Genomic DNA, 18,670 nt, shown 5'->3' on the forward strand with positions numbered 1-18,670 from the left:
GCTCATGTGGGCTTCTTTCATCATTAGAATAGGTGAAACTAGTTTAATGAGTTAATTCCCCTTAGCTAGGTGTGATTCCACAGATGCTTACGGTAAAGGCAGGGATTGAGCAGCTCTTAAAAGAAAAAATCCGGCAGATCACAGAATCTGCCGACTATTTTATATGTAAATCAAAAAGTAATTTTTTTTAAATATTGCATAGCTGCTCTATACGCCCCTATTGAGCTAGGATTTAAGTCTTCCATCCGTTCAAAGAACCTTTTTGCATGTTCACTCATAGCAATTAAAAATTCTTCTTTTTCAATAGAAGTCTTAACTTCTGAATGACAATTTACACTAACTAGTACTCTATTTCCCTTTGATGGAGTAAATTTAACCTCTATCGGTTGATCTGGAAAATAGCACTTAAACTCTTGATTATCATTTAGTACCGATAATCCTTCTGCTAAATAACACCAAAGATCATCAATATAGTCATACATTGACTTATCAATAAGTCTAATGCCATTTATGGTTAACTCTAAGGCACCATCAATGTAATCAGAATCTTTAAACTTTCCATGATATTGAAAAATATCAATATATTCATCTTTGATTTTAATGTACGTATTTATACTTATCATAGTTTACCTGGATAAAATTGTCCTATTCTTCCATTTTTAAAACCAACTACATAATCTTGGCCTTTATACTGACCGGAAATTTGGAATTTACCAACACTTCCTTTACTTATTACGGTATCTCTATTCTGCTTCATCACATTCCCGATAGCATCGGTAATATCATTTGTTGACATTTTAGGAGAGAGAAAACTTTGCTTAGCCTTTATTGAACCATCCCAATAATTAGGGTGATGCCGTTCAAGAATATGCTTCATACCTGCTTTGTCCAATTTGAAGGTTTGATTTCCAAAACGGTAATCTTTACCTTCAAATTTTTTCAGCTCATTAATGACCTTATGAGGAAGCTGCTTTTTAGGCATGACCTGCGAAGTGCCACACAACCCAAAGGGATCGACCCATCCAGCAGGATTATGCACATACCCATACGGATTCACCCCGCCCAACAACCCAATCGGGTCTGGAGAGATATACTGCCCAGTCTCCGGCGAGTAATATCGAAAACGATTATAATATAACCCGCTCTCTTCGTCCTCGAATTGCCCCATGAACCGCTGGTTACAGTTAACATGATAATCCGGGTTATTGGAGGCGATGACCTGAAAACGTTCCGCTTTGCCCCATGTTGTCAACCGCTGTGCCCAGACCAGTACCCCTTCCTCGGACAACATCTCGCGCACCGTGCCCTGATGGTCACTGACGATATAGTGTAGCTTACCCCGCTCAAAACGTGCTGAAGGTATGAGAGTGCCTGGTTCATATAACCAACGGATACGTTGACCTTCCACTGGCGTACCATCGGCGTAAACCGGCGTCTCCTCGATAAGCTGGTCGCCGCTCCACAGGTAATCCTGCCCCATGATGGCATCGGCTCTGGGTGTTAAATCCGGTTTGCCAGCCAGCCATCTTTGCAGGTTCGCCGCCGTCAGTTTTCCGTCGTGCACCTTGAGCTTGCGGATCCGCCGGCCAAATGCATCGTATTGATAATGCCAGCGTGAGCCATCCGGGGTTTCGCAGTGAGTCAGCTGGTTTTGAGTGTCCCAGCGGTAGCGCCAGATTTGCGGACGGAAGCCGTCACGGTGTTCGGTTTTTTCTACCAGACGGCCATTGTCATCGTAAGCGTAGCGGATATCCCCTTGCTGTACCACTCGTCCGGCTTTCTGGTGCTGGGTAATTTGCTCCATCGCGCCATAGGCATCAACCGGCAGATGCTGGCTCAGGTTGCCGTTGGCATCATAGTTAAACTGCTCTTCATGCGGTCGCGCACCCTCGAACAGGGTATGCAGTATTTGGTCGTTGGTATTGTAACGGTAACGGGTTTGCCCCCAGCGGCTGTCGTCAATCACCCGCACATTATGGGCGCGGTCATATTGCCAGCTCCGGTTGACCGCAGAGGCTTGTGGCGGAAAATGCGGGTCACTTTGTGCCAGAGTTTCCCTGAAGAATTGGGTAGCCTGCCCTGCTGACTGATGCGATAGCAATCCGGTCGCGGTATAGCGGCTGGCAAGAATAAATCCGTGGGCACTTTCCCGCACCGTTTCCCGCCCCAGAACATCATGCTGGAAGGTCAGTGGTGCATGTTGGTTGAGCTGAAAGTGGTTCAGTGCACCCATCTGGTTGTAACCAAAATGTAGGGTATTGCCCTCCACACTTTCACTGACGGGACGCCCGGTCAGCTCATCCCATTTGCGTGTAATTTCCCGTCCGTTGATACGTTCGCAGACAGGCAGGCCAGTAGTTTTGTCGTACTCATACTCGACGGTAGCATCGGCATTGGTGGCTGTCACCAATTGATACCGTTGGTTGTATTCGTAAGTGGTGGTGGCTTTTAGTACCAGCTGGTTATCTTCCGGCTGCCAGCTTTCCTGCTTGACCAGTAAACCCGCAGCGGAATAGTGTCCGCGAAGTTGTTGGCCATCGGGATAGTGAGTCTGTATGCGGCGTCCCAGTTTATCGTACTGATATTCGAGGGTACGCCCGGTGAAATCGGTTTCGCGGATAATCTGGCCAGCCGCATCCCGCTCATAGCGATAAATTTCGCCGGTAGAGGCAGTGACTGTGCTGAGACGAGTCAGACGGTCATAGCCAAAGCGCAGGGTGGTGCCATCCGGGCGAATGACCTGATTAAGCAAATCAAATGCGCCATATCGATAACGGGTGGTTCGGCCTTCGCCATCGGTGACCGCGACCACCCGTCGTTCACTGTCATATTCCAGTTGCTGCGTGGTGCCATCCGGTAGTTCAATATCGGTCAGGCTGCCGTTAAGGCTGGCATGGTCATTGCTGTAACGATAGTGAGTCTGCTGTTTAAGGGCATCGGTGAGTTGGCGCAGACGCCCTAAAGCATCCAGCTCCAGCCCCGTGGTTTCGCCATTTGGCATCATTACGGCGGCCAGCCGCTGGTGCTCATCATAGGCGTAGTGCCACTGGCGTCCATCCGGCAGCAGGCGCTGGCGCAGCTCGCCGTGGAGACCGTACTGGTATTCTTCTTTGTGCCCCAACGGATTCGTCAGCGCGGTCAGGTTGCCCTGTTCGTCATAATGAAATTGCCAGCGTTCGCCAGTTGGCAGGATACTTTCGCTAAGCTGCCCGTGCTCATCATAATCATACGCAAGGGTGTCGCCCGTCGGCAGTTTCACTTCGGTCAGGGCACCGTCTGCATTGTAATCAAAAGCCGTCATCTGCCCCAGCGGGTTGCTTTCCCACATCAGCAGGCTGCCCCGCCACTGGCGACGAGTGATGCGCCCCAGCGGGTCAACTTCCCGTATCACCAACCCGTTCGGGTCGTAATGGTAGCGGGTTTCTCCCCCTTCACCGTCCAGATAAGTGGTAATACGGGCGTTATCATCGTAATGGAAGCGGTCATGCCAGTAGCCGCTGGGGGAGGTGGTACTGAGTACCCGGCCGCGCTCATCATAGCTAATGGTCAGGTCAGTCTGGTCGGTATCGTGCCAGCGAGTCATCCGCCCTTGTGTGTCATATTCATGCCACAGGTGGTTGTGCTGGAAGGCATCACACTCGTTCAGGTAGCCCTGCGTGTCATACTGGCAGGTCAGCAGACGTTGTTGGATAGGCTGCCCATCGCGAGTTTCATGTAGTTCGAGCGTGTGGAGCTGCCCGTTCAGATAGTGCAGACTTAACCGCAGGCCGTCATTGCGGGTGACTTCAATCAGCCGGGCGTGTTTATCGTAGATAAACGCAATCCGGTTCTGGCGGCGATCAGTGATGGAAGATAGTTTCTGTGTACCGCCTGAACTCGGGCTGAAATGGTAGGTGAGCTGAGTTTGGCGATCGGTCAGGCATAACTCGCCGGTCAGTTCCCCTGTCAGCAAACCGTGGGGAAGATGGCGGTTACGGGACAAGACCCGGTTGTCTGGAGTGGCGAAATCATAGACGACACCGTCTGTGTGGGTATAGTGCACTTCTTCGTGACCCATCACCAATTGCCGTGACCAGTCATCCGCCCATTTGGAGCCGAACAGGCCGTGTAAATTGGCGGTGGAGCGGTAAGTCCGGTTGAGGGTTATCGGCAACAATCCCGGTATGGCCAGCACCGGCCAGACTTGCAGGAAATCGCCAGTGGCCATGTCAACTGGATCGCCCTCTTTGGAGCAGAGTCCATTGTCATTGCCTTCTTTTTTGTTGGAGGGCGTGGCGTCATCTTTGACCGGCTCTTTTTGAGGTTTAGCGTCCGGTGTGTCATGGGGTTTTTCTTTGATTTTGGCACCGGTTACGTCGGCGACGTTGGCTTCTTTACTCAACACTGTGCTTTCAGCTTTAGCTGTTGTTTTTACGGCACCTTTTGCCAAACCTTTAAATACTCCTGCTCCTCCCAGAGCTATACTACCGATATCGAAAGCGAGGCCGCCCCCTTTTTCTGCATCACTTTTCATTTCCATCTTAATTGCGTCAGCATTGACCATCGCCATAGCTTTTTGCTGAAGTTCAGACGCTCCAATTCCTTTAGGTACAATACCCGTATATTCCAATACTTTTTCAGCTGTAACAGCAGGCGCTGTCGCAACAATCACTACGCCTTTTCCAGCCAGCTCGGCTATTTCAGGAACAGTATTCCAGAGCGCTTTTCCTGCCCCGATAGCCGCTTCTCCTGGATTATTCCAGGCTGCCTTCAGATTGTGTTTACTCTCATCAGCCCATTTGCTGAGGTCATCGCCGGTTTCCTTAAACCAGTCAACGGTTTTATCCCACATATCTTTTTCCGCAGGTGTTTCTGCGCTTACAACCTTATTGGCTTCTGTCGCGGGCACTTGTGCGGCAGCTGCTTGCGCGGTGATCTTTCCTAATGTATTTCCCGTCCCACTCGGACTGTCATCGCGGTTTTTTGTCGGCAAAGGCTCATTCGGTTTAGGGGGAGTATACTTCCATTCCTCTAACGGAAATTCCCCGCTTTTGAATTTATCAATGACCTTGACGGCCAGCCGGCCCTCAGCTTCTGTAATATATTCAATATCCTCGGCGGTGAGCCGACGATTACCCATCGTCTCTTGTTGTATGAGGGCGGGGATGTGTTTTTGGATCGCTTCCGCCTCAGCCAAGGTCCGGATATTGTAAGCGTCACAAAAGACTTTTTCATCACGGCCACCAGTAATGCCAATCGTTTCTCCCATTGCGGTTCTTCCTTATGCTCCATTCATCCAGAATTCATCCCCATGGCGCAGCACTAGCTTGTTACCGGCCCGGACGGTGTTGGTATGCGCTTTGGGATGGCATTTTGCACCCACCGTGCCGCTCTTTACGCCGTTAGCTACGCCGGGCTGGTCGCCGAGGGTTTGCGGCACAAAGCTCTGGGCGAAGACCACCACCGGTTGACCATTGGCCCGCACAGATTGAACGGGGACATCACTGCCCGCCAGTTTGGCGATGACCGGATAGGGGATTGGCGGGGTTGATGGCCCCATCGGGGTTTTGCACACGTCCGGCAACATGCCGACTATCAGCCATTCGCCTGCGGTGCGGGCAATGTAGTTATCCGCCATGATCAGTCTCCTTTTGAGGTTCAGGGGAGGTGAGTTTGAGTAACGGGGCATCGGGATCGATTTCAAACCGGGCTTCTGCCACTCGAACCGGCAGGCTGGTTTTAAAATTCAGCCGACAAGTGATGTGCACCGTCAGAGCTTCGCTGTCGAGGATTAGCGTATCGAGGCGCATGGGTATGGGGAGCAGCGCGCCGTCTTCCATGCGCAGCAGAATAAACGGGCGATGCCCCGGCAGGGTGACGAGCAGGTTGCCACTGAGGGTCATGCCCTGCAGGCTCAGGGCGATGTCGGTGTCAGGCCAGTCAATTTGCTGGTCAGTGGGGGCGCCGTTCCAATATCGAAAGTCAAAATCTTTCGGCAGGTAAGGGTGACGGTGGGTGAGCCAGTCAGCATCGTAAGTCCCGGCCAGCTGGCGGCGGGGGAGCCACGGACGGCCGATAAAGCCCATCCCTTGGGGCTGGCACGCCAGCGTCTCAGACGATAATGTGCCAGCCAGTTGAGCAGCAAAATGTTGTGCCATGAACGGCGAATTGGGTCGGATAACTCGCGGTACTGGGTAGCGGATCAGTTGTTTGGCCTGTGCATACCACGGCGTGATAAATCCCATTCCCAGCGGGTTGCTTTCACACACGGCATGAGCAACAGGAGCGTTTTCCCCGTCTGGATGTTGCCGGCGCTGTTCCGGTGTCAGCCGGTCACGTTCTTTCAGGTGTTCGCTCGCTTTATCATTTGCTTGGATTTTGCATTCACCGCCAAAGGTATAGCGATAATCCAGCGGCAGTGTTGAAAACGGTTTCGGGTCGGTCAGTTGCCACTGACCGCCAGCATCACGAATAAATTCCCGTTCACCGGTTACGGTCAGTGTTTTGTCGAGCAGGGTCTGGCCCTGTTTGCTCTTTACCCGCAGCCGTACAGGAAACTCAGTACAGGGTCGGTTATCCGGCGCATACGCCGTGCCGTTGACAATCACGTCACAGCGTGGTTTAAACGGGGCAAGATCACTCTCCTGCAACACCTGTGAGGTATTCATCTGCCCACGGTATTCATCCTGTAAACACAGGCGCGGCGCGGGCAGTAATTCAGCACTGTATTCCCCTTGTCCGACAGGCAATAGCTGGTAGCCGATTTTCATGACCGCCACGTGGTGCTCCACATCCTCAACATCCAGCATTGAATAGTTCATCACCGCAAAGGGGGTCAGGTTATGAAATTCCATGTATTGGCGCTCCTCAGTTCAGGTCAATGTCTTTGCCGGTGATTTGCACCGGGCCGCTGGCCTCAAACTTAAACTCACTGCCCTGAAGGGTGATACGTCCTGCACTGTCCATACGTAACACACTTGCTCCGCAGCGTAGCTCGATCACATCGCCAGTCGTGATGGAAAGGGTATTGTTGATGGTTTCTATCTTGTGGGTACCGACTTCGATAATGTAGTTATTACCAGTGACCAGCTTGCGCACTTCTTTCACGGTTTCTGTACTGTTGAGGGCGACCGTTTCCTCTTTGTTCTCATTGATCTTGATGGTCTGGTTTTTCTCCACGGTTTCGCTGTGATTGGCGATCACATGGGTATCGCGGTTGTTGAGCACTTTGGTGTGCATGTCTTTCTGCGCGTGCAGTGACAGCAATTCACTGCCTTTCGCATCCTCAAACAGCAGTTCGTTATACCCTTGCCCTTTGTGGGTCTTGGAGCGGAACGCCATCTGGGTTTTGCTGCCCGGCAAGGTTCCCGGCGGGATGTTGCTGGCATGGTAGGTGCGGCCAATGACAATCGGTTGATCCGGATCGCCGTGCAGGAAATCCACCACCACTTCTTGGCCGATGCGCGGAATAGCCAGCATCCCCCAGCCTTGGCCCGCCCACGGCTGGCTGACCCGTATCCAGCACGAACTCTGGTCATCGCTCTTACCGTATCTGTCCCACGGAAATTGCAGACGCACACGCCCATATTGGTCACAGAAGATTTCTTCGCCGGCCGGGCCGACCACCTTAGCGATTTGTGGGCCATCAACCACCGGTTTGGACAGCGGTGCCGGGCGCCAGTTCTGATTCTGGCGGATGAAATAGAAGTGGCTGTGCAGCGTGGTGCCGCTGTCGCCGGTTGTCGTTTCAAGGGCACCCGGCTGGCTGCCGCTGTGGCTGGTGGAGATAGTCTGCCATGACTGGTTCAGGTCTATCCGTGGATGATTATTCAGGATAAACAGTTTACCCGGCTGTAGCGCTATCGCATTGCCGCTGCCCTGTCCAGTCACCGCGTCGCTGCGCAGCGCCTCCAGCCGGTAGCGGGTAAAATCCTTGCCATGCGCCTCGTCTTTGAAGCGGCCGGGATAGTCGTAGTGCTCGTAGTACAGTTGTTGCAGATTTTCATCCCGCATCTGCTGGTGAAATTCCGCCGGCCATGCCGGGTTCTTGAAAGTGTAATCCTTAAGCTGTACCTGAGCCGGCCGTACTTGTGCGCTGCATGTCAGGCTGCTGATGGCAGGTTCACCCACGGTGTTGACTTCACCGGGCTGATAAGGGATGACTATGCCCGGCGGCACAGAACCACAGTCATCGGCAAAGACCAGCGTGTTGCGCCCGTTACTGCATTCGAAGAAGTAGAAAATACCCTCTTCCGCGGTTAACCGTTGCAGGAAGGCAAAGTCACTTTCCTGATACTGCACGCAGAATTCGCGCGCGGGATGAGGATGGCGCAGGCTGAAGATCACATCGCGGATGCTGTGTTCTTTCAGGAGGGCGGTGATGATGGTGGCGATATCCTGCTGCTGGAAAATACGTGAGTTCTGTCTCAGGGTCGTGCGCCACAGATCCGGCCGGATAGTCATCTGGTAGGTGGTCTGGTGCAACCCGGTATTACCCTGCTCAAAGCGGGAAACGATCCCCGTGATGCTGCGTTGTTCGATACCGTTTTGCAGAATGGTCAGCGTGGCGGTGCGATCCAGTACGGCCGGAAAGTCAATAGCCGGGTCGGCACTCGCCAGTCCCACACTCAGGCTGAACGGCTGGGAAAAACTTTCGTTCAGCGTGAAATCGGTCACCACAAATGTTTGTGGCGGTAAGCTGCCTGCGGTCAGGGTAAATTGCAGGCCACTCGGGTCACGCCCGCCCATCAGCATCTGGCCGACTTTTTCCAGTGCTTTGGTGGCGGCATTCTGTCCCCCGGCTGAGCGTTCTGCCAGCCCCTGCCCACCGGTAAAACCGCCACCCGGGATTAAGCCCGCTGTGCCTGTCATGCCGCTGCCTGAACGGCCGCCTATTCCGCCGGCAAAACCACCACCCGGGATTAAACCTGCTGTTCCTGACATGCCGCTGCCCAATTTGCCTGCAACTTGTTTCGCTTTCTGAACAGCCTCTTGCCCCTGCTGAACAAGGGCTTGCCCTTTCTTCAATTTATCGATGTTCTTCTTTATTGACATGGTGTGTCTCCCTAAGATGATGGAACGTTATGAAATAGGCATCCCGCCTGATAACAACGCAGGCCATAACATTCGGGCACAAGATTTAAATCTCACTCACATTGTCTCCGACAAATTGGTTAATTAAGGACGCAATAGGTTGTTTTTCGATAATTTGAAGGGACTCTGTTGTCCGAATATATCGACTGATTCGTGATAAATAAAATGAAGGAAATAATAAATAAAGAAGGAGTAAAGGCCAAGTTAAATCAAGTGAAATAAAAAATGGCATCCGACAATAACAGCGTAAAAAGTTAAAATGATTGCGGTTGAAAAATAATATTCTTAGATAGCGTATGTGATTAGTGTATCGAACCACTTAATGTTTATCCATAAAAGGTATTTTTTTCGTAACATCATGAGATAAAAATAAAAAAATAGGTAACAGCTTTGACAAAATCATGATTGTGTTTATTTTATGCGCTCGATCACAAAAAAGACTATTTTTAGCAAGGCGGTTTTTTATTTTCTGTCTTTTTTATTTAATAAAAACAATAATAATAAATGATATATTTGCATTGAATATATAAACATAAGCTATTAATTAAAATGAAAGTAAATATTGCGATGAGCTAAATCCTAAATGGAAACAGACAAATTAATATTTGGCATATTTAGCAATATAAGGATTAAGTCAATCCAAATAACTCAACTTTGTTAGATAACTGCCCGGATTGCAAAGGGCAGCTTTCTGCCCTATAGTGATAGTAATTTACTTTCCCATTGCGCTATAATTTCCCGTTTTTCTTTCAGATAGTCGTAGCGATCGTAGTGTTTGGTTGAGACACCGGGTTTTTTATGGTTCTGCAACCTATCTCTCATCTCAGAACTGATCCCCATCTCTCCTGCAAGCGTCTTAAAGGTTCGTCTGATATCCCTTGGTGTAAATTTTTCAAAATCATAGCGAGCACAAAATTTGCGGATCTGCTTGGCATATTCAGCAGTGAGTAAATGACCTTCTTTAGTGTCTCCGGGAAACAAGAACTCTGAATCTGGATATTGTTTGGCTTGGCATTCTAATATTTCAGTTGCAGACTCGCACAAGGGAATGACGTGGTAATCACTGTTTTTTGAAATATGAGGGGGTACTGTCAACGTGTTATTCTTTTTATCCCAGTTATCTTTTGTATTGGTCATTATTTCCCAAGGGCGTTGTCCAGCGGTGAAAATGCAAAGCAATATTAGCCGGCCATAATCAGGGTGGATTGGGAATACTGTCGACGAAATACGAAACAGTTTCAGAATCTCTTTCATTTCATCCCATGATAAAAATCTATCCAATGCTTTATCCACCCCTTCTTGACGTGGAACGATGGTCACGGGGTTTCGGTCAAGACCATAAGTAATTTTCTCGTTCAGTTTGGCTGGATCATTATCTGCGAATAATCCGAAGTTAAATACAGCATGGAGATTGGCACGTACCTTGTTTGAGCCGGCAACAGCACCGCGAGAGATAAATTCAGCCAAGACTCTTTTAATATGGTCTGGGGTAATATCTTTTGCTGGCGTATTTCTATCAATGTGTTGGCTATCTAATACCTGATTCAGCCTGTACTGAGTTTTATCATAAGATCTCTTGCCACGGCGTTTCTGGTCGGCAATATAGTCATTGAATAGCTGTTCAATTGTGGCGTGATTTATGATGACTTTTTCTGGGGCTGAAACATTAACGGCAGCGTCTCGTGATTTAGATAATGCTTCTGCCAAAGTAAGAGTAGGAAAGTCACCTAAGTTAATGAACTTCTCTTTCTTATCCTTAAAATAACGGTAAACAAAAACCTTTCTTCCTGATGGGTATGTTTTGACTCCTAACCTGCCAGTACCTCGTGTTGCTGATGCTTGCCATGTATAATAGGCTGAATTTTTGGGTTTCAGGCCTCGGATTTTACTGTCAGTCAATAAGGTACTAGCCATTGGAAATATCCTTCATTGCAGGTCAAGTAATGGGTCAAGTTATGATGAAATGATATGCAACTATATGAAACTGTGCAACCTGTAAAATCCATTTAAATCAACGTGATGAAACCTTGTGGAATCATAAGAAATCGTATGAAATCATAATTTTTTGCCCTTCTAAGCCGTAGGTCACAGGTTCGAATCCTGTAGGGCGTACCATTCCAAAGTATCCAAACATCTTCTAAAGTCCATAAAACCCCAATAAATACGCAATATTAGCCTTTTTACGTTCTTCTGTAGTCCAGTCAGGTAGGTTGAAGTCCACGATCTTATGGGGGTATATTTAGGGGTACGTTCAGGTTCAACGAAGTGAGATACCCCCATATGAAGCTAACAGCCCGACAGGTGGACACTGCAAAGCCGAAAGAAAAACCCTATAAACTTGCAGATGGTGGCGGACTATACTTATTGGTTAACCCTAATGGCGCTCGCTATTGGCGGTTGAAGTACCGGATCGCAGGCAAAGAAAAATTACTCGCATTAGGGGTATATCCAAGGCAATCGCATCTAAATTTGATGCGCTTTGCCCAATACTGTAAGTAGATATTCACCATCCCAACCAGCCCGTTTACGGCGTGCTTTAATTCCCGCTTTGGTGGGAGCTAAGCGCAGTAAATTCAACGCGATTTTATTGAGTAATGCCATATTGGCGGCTGCATTGCCTTCCCGCATCCGCTGCTGATCTTCATTAAAAGCAATATCCAGACACCAATGGAGTTGCGTTTCTATTTGCCAGTGACTGCGGATCGCTGTCGCTGCCCGTTGAGCCTCTGTCGGACGTAAAGTGCTGATAAAATAACAGCTCTCCCGGCTCACTTCATTTCCTACATAGCGTTCGCGGATCACCCGTATTATGCTGTGTAAACCACACCAGCACGCCTTTTCCGGCAACCAATCAACATGGGTCATTTGTACTGTGCGTCGCTCAATGCGGCCATGTCCGGCATCCACGTCTTCATATTCGCTCAGGCGCTCCGGTTGGGATGAGACATAATCGAAATAATGGCTGACATCATTATACAGGCCGGGATGATTTTCTTTCAGGCTCAGTACGTAATCCGCGCCCGCTTCATGTAATTGATGAGCAATCGCTTTCTGGCATCCCATGGCATCGATAGTCACCAGACTTCCAGACAAAACCAATCGTCGAAGTAACTCAGGAATAGCGGTGATTTCATTGGATTTACTCTCCACTTTCACTTGTCCCAGAACTAAGCGATTGGTACAGGCAAAGGCGCTGACCAGATGGATTGCCGCCTTGCCGTTGGCTTTATCGAGTGACCGGCGCATGGTTTTGCCATCAATAGCGATGATATCCTGATCAACTCCTTGTGGCAGCGTAGATATCCAGGAGGTGAAACAGTCGGCAAAAGCCTGCGCATCAAGTGCAGCAAAGACACGACCAAAGGTATCGTGAGAGGGAATGCCATTAGTGAGATCAAGCAGTTGGGTAAAGAAATCCTGTTTAGATTCGCCAAACTCTTCAATTTCGACCCAACCTTCAGCGCCACAAATCACAGCGCAGATGGCGATAGTCAGGATATTTTCCAAACTATGCAACTGAGTTCGTTGAACTCGGGGATCTTCAAGTGAGGCAAAATGCTGTAACAAAGGGCTGACAGAGGACATAAGGATGGATTTAAAAGCTGCATAACGACATGAAATTAAACCATTGTCAATGAATTTTAGATGCGATTGCCCTGGGGGTATATCCTGATATCTCCCTCGCAGACGCAAGAACCAAGAGAAACGAAGCCCGGCGGACGCTATCGGATGGCAATGATCCGATAGAAGAAAAGAAAGCTGAAAAAGCAGCCAAAGCGTTTGCGGTCAGCAATAGTTTTGAATCCATCGCCATTGAGTGGCACGAACATAAACGCCCCAACTGGTCAAAAGGGTATGCCGAAGACATTTTGGAATATCTGAAAAAAGATATCTTCCCGTATATTGGTAAACGTGCCGTTACCGAGATTAAACCCGCCGAAATGTTGGCTGTGCTCCGAAAAATGGAGCAACGCGGTGTTTTGGATAAATTGAAAAAAACCAGACAGGCCTGTCGGCAAATTTTCACCTATGCCGTGATTACCGGGCGGGCAGAGTTCAATCCCGTTACCGATCTTGCCAGCGCACTTAAGGCTCCGAAGCAAAAACATTTCCCACACCTTTTAGCCGACCAAATGAATGCATTCCTCATCGCCTTGGCGGGTTATAGCGGAAGCGAAGTGACTCAATCCGCGACACGTTTGCTGATGCTTACCGGCGTGCGTACTATCGAATTAAGAGAATCAGAATGGGCTGAATTCGATTTTGATAAGGATATCTGGCAGATACCTGCTGAGCGAATGAAAATGCGTCGCCCTCACATCGTCCCGCTATCCAATCAGGTTAAAGCCATTCTCATCAAACTGCACTCTATTACAGGGCGTGGGAAATACGTTTTCCCCGGCCGTAATGATGCGGGGAAACCGATGAGTGAAGCCGCTATTAATCAGGTTATTAAACGCATTGGTTATGATGGCAGGGCAACTGGCCACGGCTTCCGCCACACCATGAGTACTATCCTGCATGAACAAGGCTATAACACGGCTTGGATTGAAACTCAGCTTGCCCATGTTGATAAGAACAGCATCCGGGGAACTTACAATCACGCCCAATATCTGGAGGGGCGCAGAGAAATGCTGCAATGGTATGCAGACCATATAGAGATGCTGGAACGGGGAGAAAATGTCTTGATTGGAAAATTTGGCAAAAGGGCGTAAAGATGCGGTGATTTTTTACACATCTGTGCCCGGGGCACAAGCGCCTGTTTTTCATACAAATCAAGATGTGTGGTGTTTTTTTATTCTGTGTTGGCAGTGCCAACAAAGTTATTTTTTTATACAGAACATGGATTGTGGGATTTTATTTCACAAATGGAGTAAACAATTAACGCTGTTCATTTAATCTTGCTTTTTAAATAATCCGCCTGTCATCAAACAACGTCCACGATGAGCGCTCAAGGACTCGGTAACAGGAGATAAATAATATGACAATGACAGCACCGAAAGAAAACCTTATTCGTTTGCCCGAAGTTCAGCGCAGAACGGGTTATAGCAAGGCGTGGATCTACAAACTGATTAGCGATGGAGAATTCCCGAAACAAATCAAACTCGGCTCCCGTTCCATCGCGTTTATTGAATCAGAAATTGATAACTGGATTGCGCAACGGATCGCAGGATCACGAGCGGCATAACATAGAAAAGAACATAAGAAATGTAATATAAAAAACAACGCCCCGTAGTGCTCACAACACATACAGGGCGTCTGACCAACAACCGTTATACGAGGTAACGATGATGGCTGATATACAGCATACCCAAACTCACCCTAAATTTACACTTTCAGATAAAACCCGCAGCCAAAAACCGCGCGATCTGATCCAGTCCGTGAAAAAATCCGCCATGTATCATTGGGAAAATCTGCTGCCTGCGTGTGGCGTCGATATTCCCGCCAAGGGTATCCGTGAAAATTGTTGTATTTATATAAAGACAGTCAATAGTAACGGTTACTTTTTTCAGCTCTCCGTATTACTGGGTTAATGTATTAGCCCGGTAATACGGAGAAGGCAAGCGCAGCGCGTCAGTGTCACCTGGAACAAGTTAAATTGATAGTTTTTGATTACGCGAAAAACTCTTTCTGGCTGGCAATCAGTTTTGCCCCACATACTGTGTGCATACCCAGGGAAAACTGGTCTAAAAAACCAAGCGGAGATGAAAAAAGATGTGCTGGATTATCTGCATTACTACAATTTAACGCGATTACACACAGCTAATAATAAATAACTTATAGCAGAATCAACATAACCTGACATATTCAATATGCTCCGTAAACAACTCATCAACTGAACATCTTTTTTGCCTCCTTATCGCTTTTGCTCCGCCCTATTTGTGTTCTATAGGGTTTAAATCCGGACTATAAGCGGGAAGCCATTCCAGTTGACATCTGCTGTCTGCTATCGCTTGTGTCGTGTCATTCCGTTTATGGAAAGGCGCATTATCCATCACTATCACTGCTCCGTGTGGAAGCTTTGGCAGCAAATCTTGCGTCATCCACGCATAAAAAACATCGGCATTAATATTCCCGGTAAATAAGCTTAAGGTGACGAAGGTATTTTCGAGAATGGCGCCAATGACGTTGAGACGGCCTTTTGCGTGCCAGTCATGCGTACCAAAACAGCGTAACCATTTTTCCGAATATCCCTGTTTATGTGGCATCGATTGAGCAAAACCACTTTCATCCAAATAAACAAGGGGTCTGCCAGTCTGTTCATCATCGCTGATGCGCTCGATAAATGCCTGACGAGCTTGAGGATCAGCGCGAGGGTGTTGGAGCGTTTTTTTTCGGGGTGATCCGAAGCCGTTTCAAGGCGTAATGAATAGCCGATTGTGAGACACCTAAACGTTTTGCTCTTTCCCATTGATAGTCATCAGAAAAATTTTGGACATCCGCAATGAGTACCTCATCAGGGATTTTCGTGGCGGGTTTATCGCGGGTCATGCAAGGTTCTATTTTATTGCACCACCGGAACAAGGTACGCATGGAGATCTCAAAATGGGCACTCGTTTGTTCGAAAGTCAACGAATGCTTGTCTTTGTATGCCAGTACTCGCTTTCGAAAATCTAAGCTGTAGCCCATCTCATTTTATGCCTTGTTATCTTAGAGTTAGATATTATGTCATATTAATATGATTTAGCTATAACTCCCGTGGAATATGTAAATGGCCTTCATAAAAATGTCCGATTTTTCTTGAGCAGAACAAGATCAGTGCAGCTTTGCCCAGCGCACCGTTCATTACATTCTCCTGATCTCCGCTTAATACGACAGAACCATATGACGTGTATCTACCGTGACCTCGCAATACAACCCGCTTGCCATTGTTATTGGTTTATTGAAAACAATTTTAACCGGAAAACGTTGCACAATTTTTGTAAAGTTCCCAGTGGCGTTATCGGCGGGCAAAAGCGCGAACACAGAACCAGTCGCCGGCGCTAGGCTTTCAATATGGCCTTTAAACACTTCACCAGGATAGCTATCGATAGTGATATCAACAGCTTGTCCTGGACTTATCCCATCTCGCTGCGTTTCCTTAAAATTAGCTACAATCCATGGCTGCTGTTCGGGGACGATACTGGCGATGGTTTGCCCAGCTTGGGTAAACATACCAACCTGAAGATTACGGTTTCCTATCACGCCGGAAACAGGCGCAATAATGCGCGTATAGGTTAACTGTAGTTGCGCATCCGCCAAGCTGGCCTGCGCATGTTTTAGTTGCGCCTGAGCCTGTTCAATGGTGGTTTTCAGCACCGCCAGTTTAGTCTGCTGAGTCTCTAGGCTTGCCTGTGCTTCCGCTACGCCGGCAACGGCGACTTTGTGTGTGCTGTCAGCTTTGTCCATATCGCCTTGAGCGGTATAATGGCTTGCATTAAGCTGGTTGACACGGCTTAACTCTTGAGTGGCATATTTTTCGCTGGCTTTGGCTGAAATAAGACTACAGCTGTACTGGTTGATGATGCTTTCTTGCATCTTTGCATTAGCCTGCGCATTACTCAGCGCAGCCAGCGTTTTTGCGACATCAGCTTCTGCTTTCAGAATTGCTACCTTATAAGCGCGATCGTCGAGAACAGCTAAAAGCTGTCCTTGTTTTACTTTATGATTATCGGTGATATAAGACATCATTACCTGGGAGCTAATACGGGCGCTGATATTGGTGATATCGCTTTGGGTATAGGCATTATCGGTAGTCTGGATATAGCGCCAGTATAATAACCAGTATAGGAAACCACCTATAAGCGAAACCACAATGAGTGGAATAAAGATTTTTTTAACGTATTTCATTGGCAATTACGCATAAGATGTGCGACTGTCAGAAAAGCAGGAGATAAAATTTCCTGGCGATTCGGATCAGTTAATCTTGACAATTTGTTTTCCAAAATGTCTGGCGTTTAAGAGATCGATAAAAGCTTTCGGAGCTTTTTCCAATCCATCAATTAACGTTTCCCGATATTTAAGTTTTCCTTCATGAAGCGCATTCAATAGCCACGCATCCGATTCTGGGTAATCCTTAAACCATTCCGTTACCAGAAAGAAACGGTTGATAGGCGGATCTGGCAAAGAGGAGAAAAAGTCAGCAGGCCAGGAAGCCGCAATGCTGGATGGTTGATCGTAATTAGCCGCATTGCCACAAACCGGTACGCGGGCGCCGTCATTTAATAATTGTGCGACCAGCACCGAAATTCGGCCGCCGACATTTTCGAAGTAAATATCGATGCCATTCGGGCAAGCCTGACGCAGTTGGTGTTTGAAATCGCTGTCTCGATAGTTAGCGCAGACGTCAAAACCAAGCTCCTGAACGACATACCGGCATTTCTCTTCACTACCCGCGATACCCACTACCCGGCAACCCGCTATTTTGCCAATCTGCCCTACGATTGATCCCACAGCGCCAGAGGCCGCTGATACCACCAACGTTTCCCCTGCACACGGTTTAGCGATACGCATCATGCCGAAATAGGCAGTGCGTCCTGGTGTCCCCACAGTGTTCAGAAAAACTGTGTCGGGTAGCTCGACCTGCGGCAAGGTGTGAACAATAAAATCGCGCCCGTTGCTGATGTGGTACTGCTGCCAGCCTGAATATGCGAAGACTTTGTCGCCCTCGATAAAGTTCGGATTGCGAGACGCCACCACAACGCCAACGGTTTCTCCGGCGACAACGTCACCGCAATGGACGGAGCTGACATAATCTGTACTGAAGTTCAGACGCGAACGGATATAGGGATCCAGCGATAGCCACTGATTGGCAATAAGGAATTCGCCCGACTCCAGATCTCTGACAGGCGTTGTCTCTATGCGGAAATCACTAAGTTGTAAGGGGCCTCTAGGGTGTCTGGCCAGTACGATGGCTTTGTTTTCGTAATGTGTCATGATCTGCTCATCTTTAAATAAGTAGGTTATGGGTATTCGTTCAGTACAAGGTAAAAGTTCAGGATTGCTTCGCTTTTGCCTGCCAGCGATAACGTGGCCAGCGAACACTAAAAAATATCATCGCCAGCGTTAACGGCCAGCCAACCACTAGCAGGGATGTATTCAATAATGGGCTGTGTAAGTGATACAGCAGGTAAACCAGGATCGCTTTGCACAGATAAACAGCTATCCACGTCAATGATATTTCTTGCCAGACGCGAAAATAAGCCGGAGAGCCGTATATATCCAGCATCCTAAGTTGTGGTCTCGCCTGTTCGGCTAAGGTCTGGATAACGGGCTTGCCGTGTAGAGAATAAAAAAGGAAAACCATCGCAACCGTTAATGCGCCACTTAGCGATAGAAAAACATCCTCCCGTTGAACGGGCAGCCACGCGGGATGACGCAGGAATAAATAGTGACATAGACCGGAAAGTAGGATCATCAACACGACAGCCAGCGTTGCCTGACGATTTTTGCTTTGCAGCGCGAGAAATACAGCCCAAACAGCGCTGATCAGCAACGCTGCACCAATGCCAAAGAAGTACAGCGCACCATAGTAAAGTACTAACGGAATGATGATGTTCAGCAGCGCTGCACGAGAACGCAGGTAATGCAGAAAAGTATAGGGGGTATTCTGGTACAT

At 48.3% G+C, this 18,670-nt stretch carries 14 protein-coding genes and 2 pseudogenes; 4 read left to right on the plus strand and 12 right to left on the minus strand.

What is annotated here, in order from left to right; translation table 11 throughout:
• Positions 1 to 170 precede the first annotated feature (170 nt).
• From AC5JQI_RS05005 to AC5JQI_RS05030, 6 genes are all read right to left on the minus strand, one after another.
• Positions 171 to 623 carry a hypothetical protein gene (locus tag AC5JQI_RS05005; RefSeq protein ID WP_275374551.1) on the minus strand — a complete coding sequence of 151 codons (453 nt, stop codon included), beginning with the start codon at positions 621 to 623 and terminating at the stop codon, positions 171 to 173.
• Positions 620 to 5,248: an RHS repeat-associated core domain-containing protein gene (locus AC5JQI_RS05010; protein ID WP_493913922.1), complete on the minus strand. Its 4,629-nt coding sequence runs from the start codon at positions 5,246 to 5,248 to the stop codon at positions 620 to 622. Before AC5JQI_RS05010 ends, AC5JQI_RS05005 begins: the two co-directional genes overlap by 4 nt.
• 12 nt (positions 5,249 to 5,260) lie before the next feature.
• The gene (locus tag AC5JQI_RS05015) at positions 5,261 to 5,617 is read right to left on the minus strand and encodes a DUF4150 domain-containing protein (protein WP_038253014.1); all 357 of its coding nucleotides are present in this window, start codon (positions 5,615 to 5,617) and stop codon (positions 5,261 to 5,263) included.
• Entirely contained in the window at positions 5,607 to 6,833 is a 1,227-nt protein-coding gene (locus AC5JQI_RS05020; protein ID WP_493913923.1) for a DUF2169 family type VI secretion system accessory protein, read from the minus strand. The genes AC5JQI_RS05015 and AC5JQI_RS05020 overlap by 11 nt, the downstream gene beginning before the upstream one ends.
• Positions 6,834 to 6,846: 13 nt before the next feature.
• Entirely contained in the window at positions 6,847 to 9,033 is a 2,187-nt protein-coding gene (locus AC5JQI_RS05025; RefSeq protein ID WP_493913924.1) for a type VI secretion system Vgr family protein, read from the minus strand.
• Between the two features lie 735 nt (positions 9,034 to 9,768).
• On the minus strand, positions 9,769 to 10,986 hold the full coding sequence (locus AC5JQI_RS05030; protein WP_493913925.1) for a tyrosine-type recombinase/integrase: 1,218 nt from the start codon (positions 10,984 to 10,986) through the stop codon (positions 9,769 to 9,771).
• Between the two features lie 366 nt (positions 10,987 to 11,352).
• Here AC5JQI_RS05030 and AC5JQI_RS05035 point away from each other — a divergent pair.
• Positions 11,353 to 11,523: pseudogene (locus AC5JQI_RS05035) on the plus strand (Arm DNA-binding domain-containing protein); the annotation flags it as partial.
• Between the two features lie 12 nt (positions 11,524 to 11,535).
• Here AC5JQI_RS05035 and AC5JQI_RS05040 read toward each other — a convergent pair.
• Positions 11,536 to 12,657, minus strand: a complete 1,122-nt coding sequence (locus AC5JQI_RS05040; RefSeq protein WP_493913926.1) for an ISAs1 family transposase — start codon at positions 12,655 to 12,657, stop codon at positions 11,536 to 11,538.
• Between the two features lie 65 nt (positions 12,658 to 12,722).
• Between AC5JQI_RS05040 and AC5JQI_RS05045 the strand changes: the two are divergent.
• From AC5JQI_RS05045 to AC5JQI_RS05055, 3 genes and pseudogenes are all read left to right on the plus strand, one after another.
• A pseudogene (locus AC5JQI_RS05045) lies at positions 12,723 to 13,787 on the plus strand (tyrosine-type recombinase/integrase); the annotation flags it as partial.
• A gap of 266 nt (positions 13,788 to 14,053) precedes the next feature.
• The gene (locus AC5JQI_RS05050) at positions 14,054 to 14,260 is read left to right on the plus strand and encodes a helix-turn-helix transcriptional regulator (protein WP_012987855.1); all 207 of its coding nucleotides are present in this window, start codon (positions 14,054 to 14,056) and stop codon (positions 14,258 to 14,260) included.
• 100 nt (positions 14,261 to 14,360) lie between these two features.
• The gene (locus AC5JQI_RS05055) at positions 14,361 to 14,606 is read left to right on the plus strand and encodes a hypothetical protein (protein WP_493913927.1); all 246 of its coding nucleotides are present in this window, start codon (positions 14,361 to 14,363) and stop codon (positions 14,604 to 14,606) included.
• Positions 14,607 to 14,948: 342 nt separating this feature from the next.
• Here the strand turns inward: AC5JQI_RS05055 and AC5JQI_RS05060 are convergent, their stop codons facing one another.
• The 5 genes from AC5JQI_RS05060 to AC5JQI_RS05080 all read right to left on the minus strand — a co-directional run bounded on the left by AC5JQI_RS05060 (position 14,949) and on the right by AC5JQI_RS05080 (position 18,670).
• Positions 14,949 to 15,356: a transposase gene (locus tag AC5JQI_RS05060; protein ID WP_493914618.1), complete on the minus strand. Its 408-nt coding sequence runs from the start codon at positions 15,354 to 15,356 to the stop codon at positions 14,949 to 14,951.
• A 22-nt stretch (positions 15,357 to 15,378) separates the two neighbouring features.
• Positions 15,379 to 15,702, minus strand: a complete 324-nt coding sequence (locus AC5JQI_RS05065; protein ID WP_493913928.1) for an IS630 transposase-related protein — start codon at positions 15,700 to 15,702, stop codon at positions 15,379 to 15,381.
• A gap of 177 nt (positions 15,703 to 15,879) precedes the next feature.
• Positions 15,880 to 16,902, minus strand: a complete 1,023-nt coding sequence (locus tag AC5JQI_RS05070; RefSeq protein WP_493913929.1) for an HlyD family secretion protein — start codon at positions 16,900 to 16,902, stop codon at positions 15,880 to 15,882.
• A 66-nt stretch (positions 16,903 to 16,968) separates the two neighbouring features.
• Positions 16,969 to 17,988: an NADP-dependent oxidoreductase gene (locus AC5JQI_RS05075; RefSeq protein WP_493913930.1), complete on the minus strand. Its 1,020-nt coding sequence runs from the start codon at positions 17,986 to 17,988 to the stop codon at positions 16,969 to 16,971.
• A gap of 58 nt (positions 17,989 to 18,046) precedes the next feature.
• Entirely contained in the window at positions 18,047 to 18,670 is a 624-nt protein-coding gene (locus AC5JQI_RS05080; protein ID WP_493913931.1) for a DUF3159 domain-containing protein, read from the minus strand.

The sequence above is a fragment of the Xenorhabdus sp. XBWT genome, assembly GCF_059072735.1.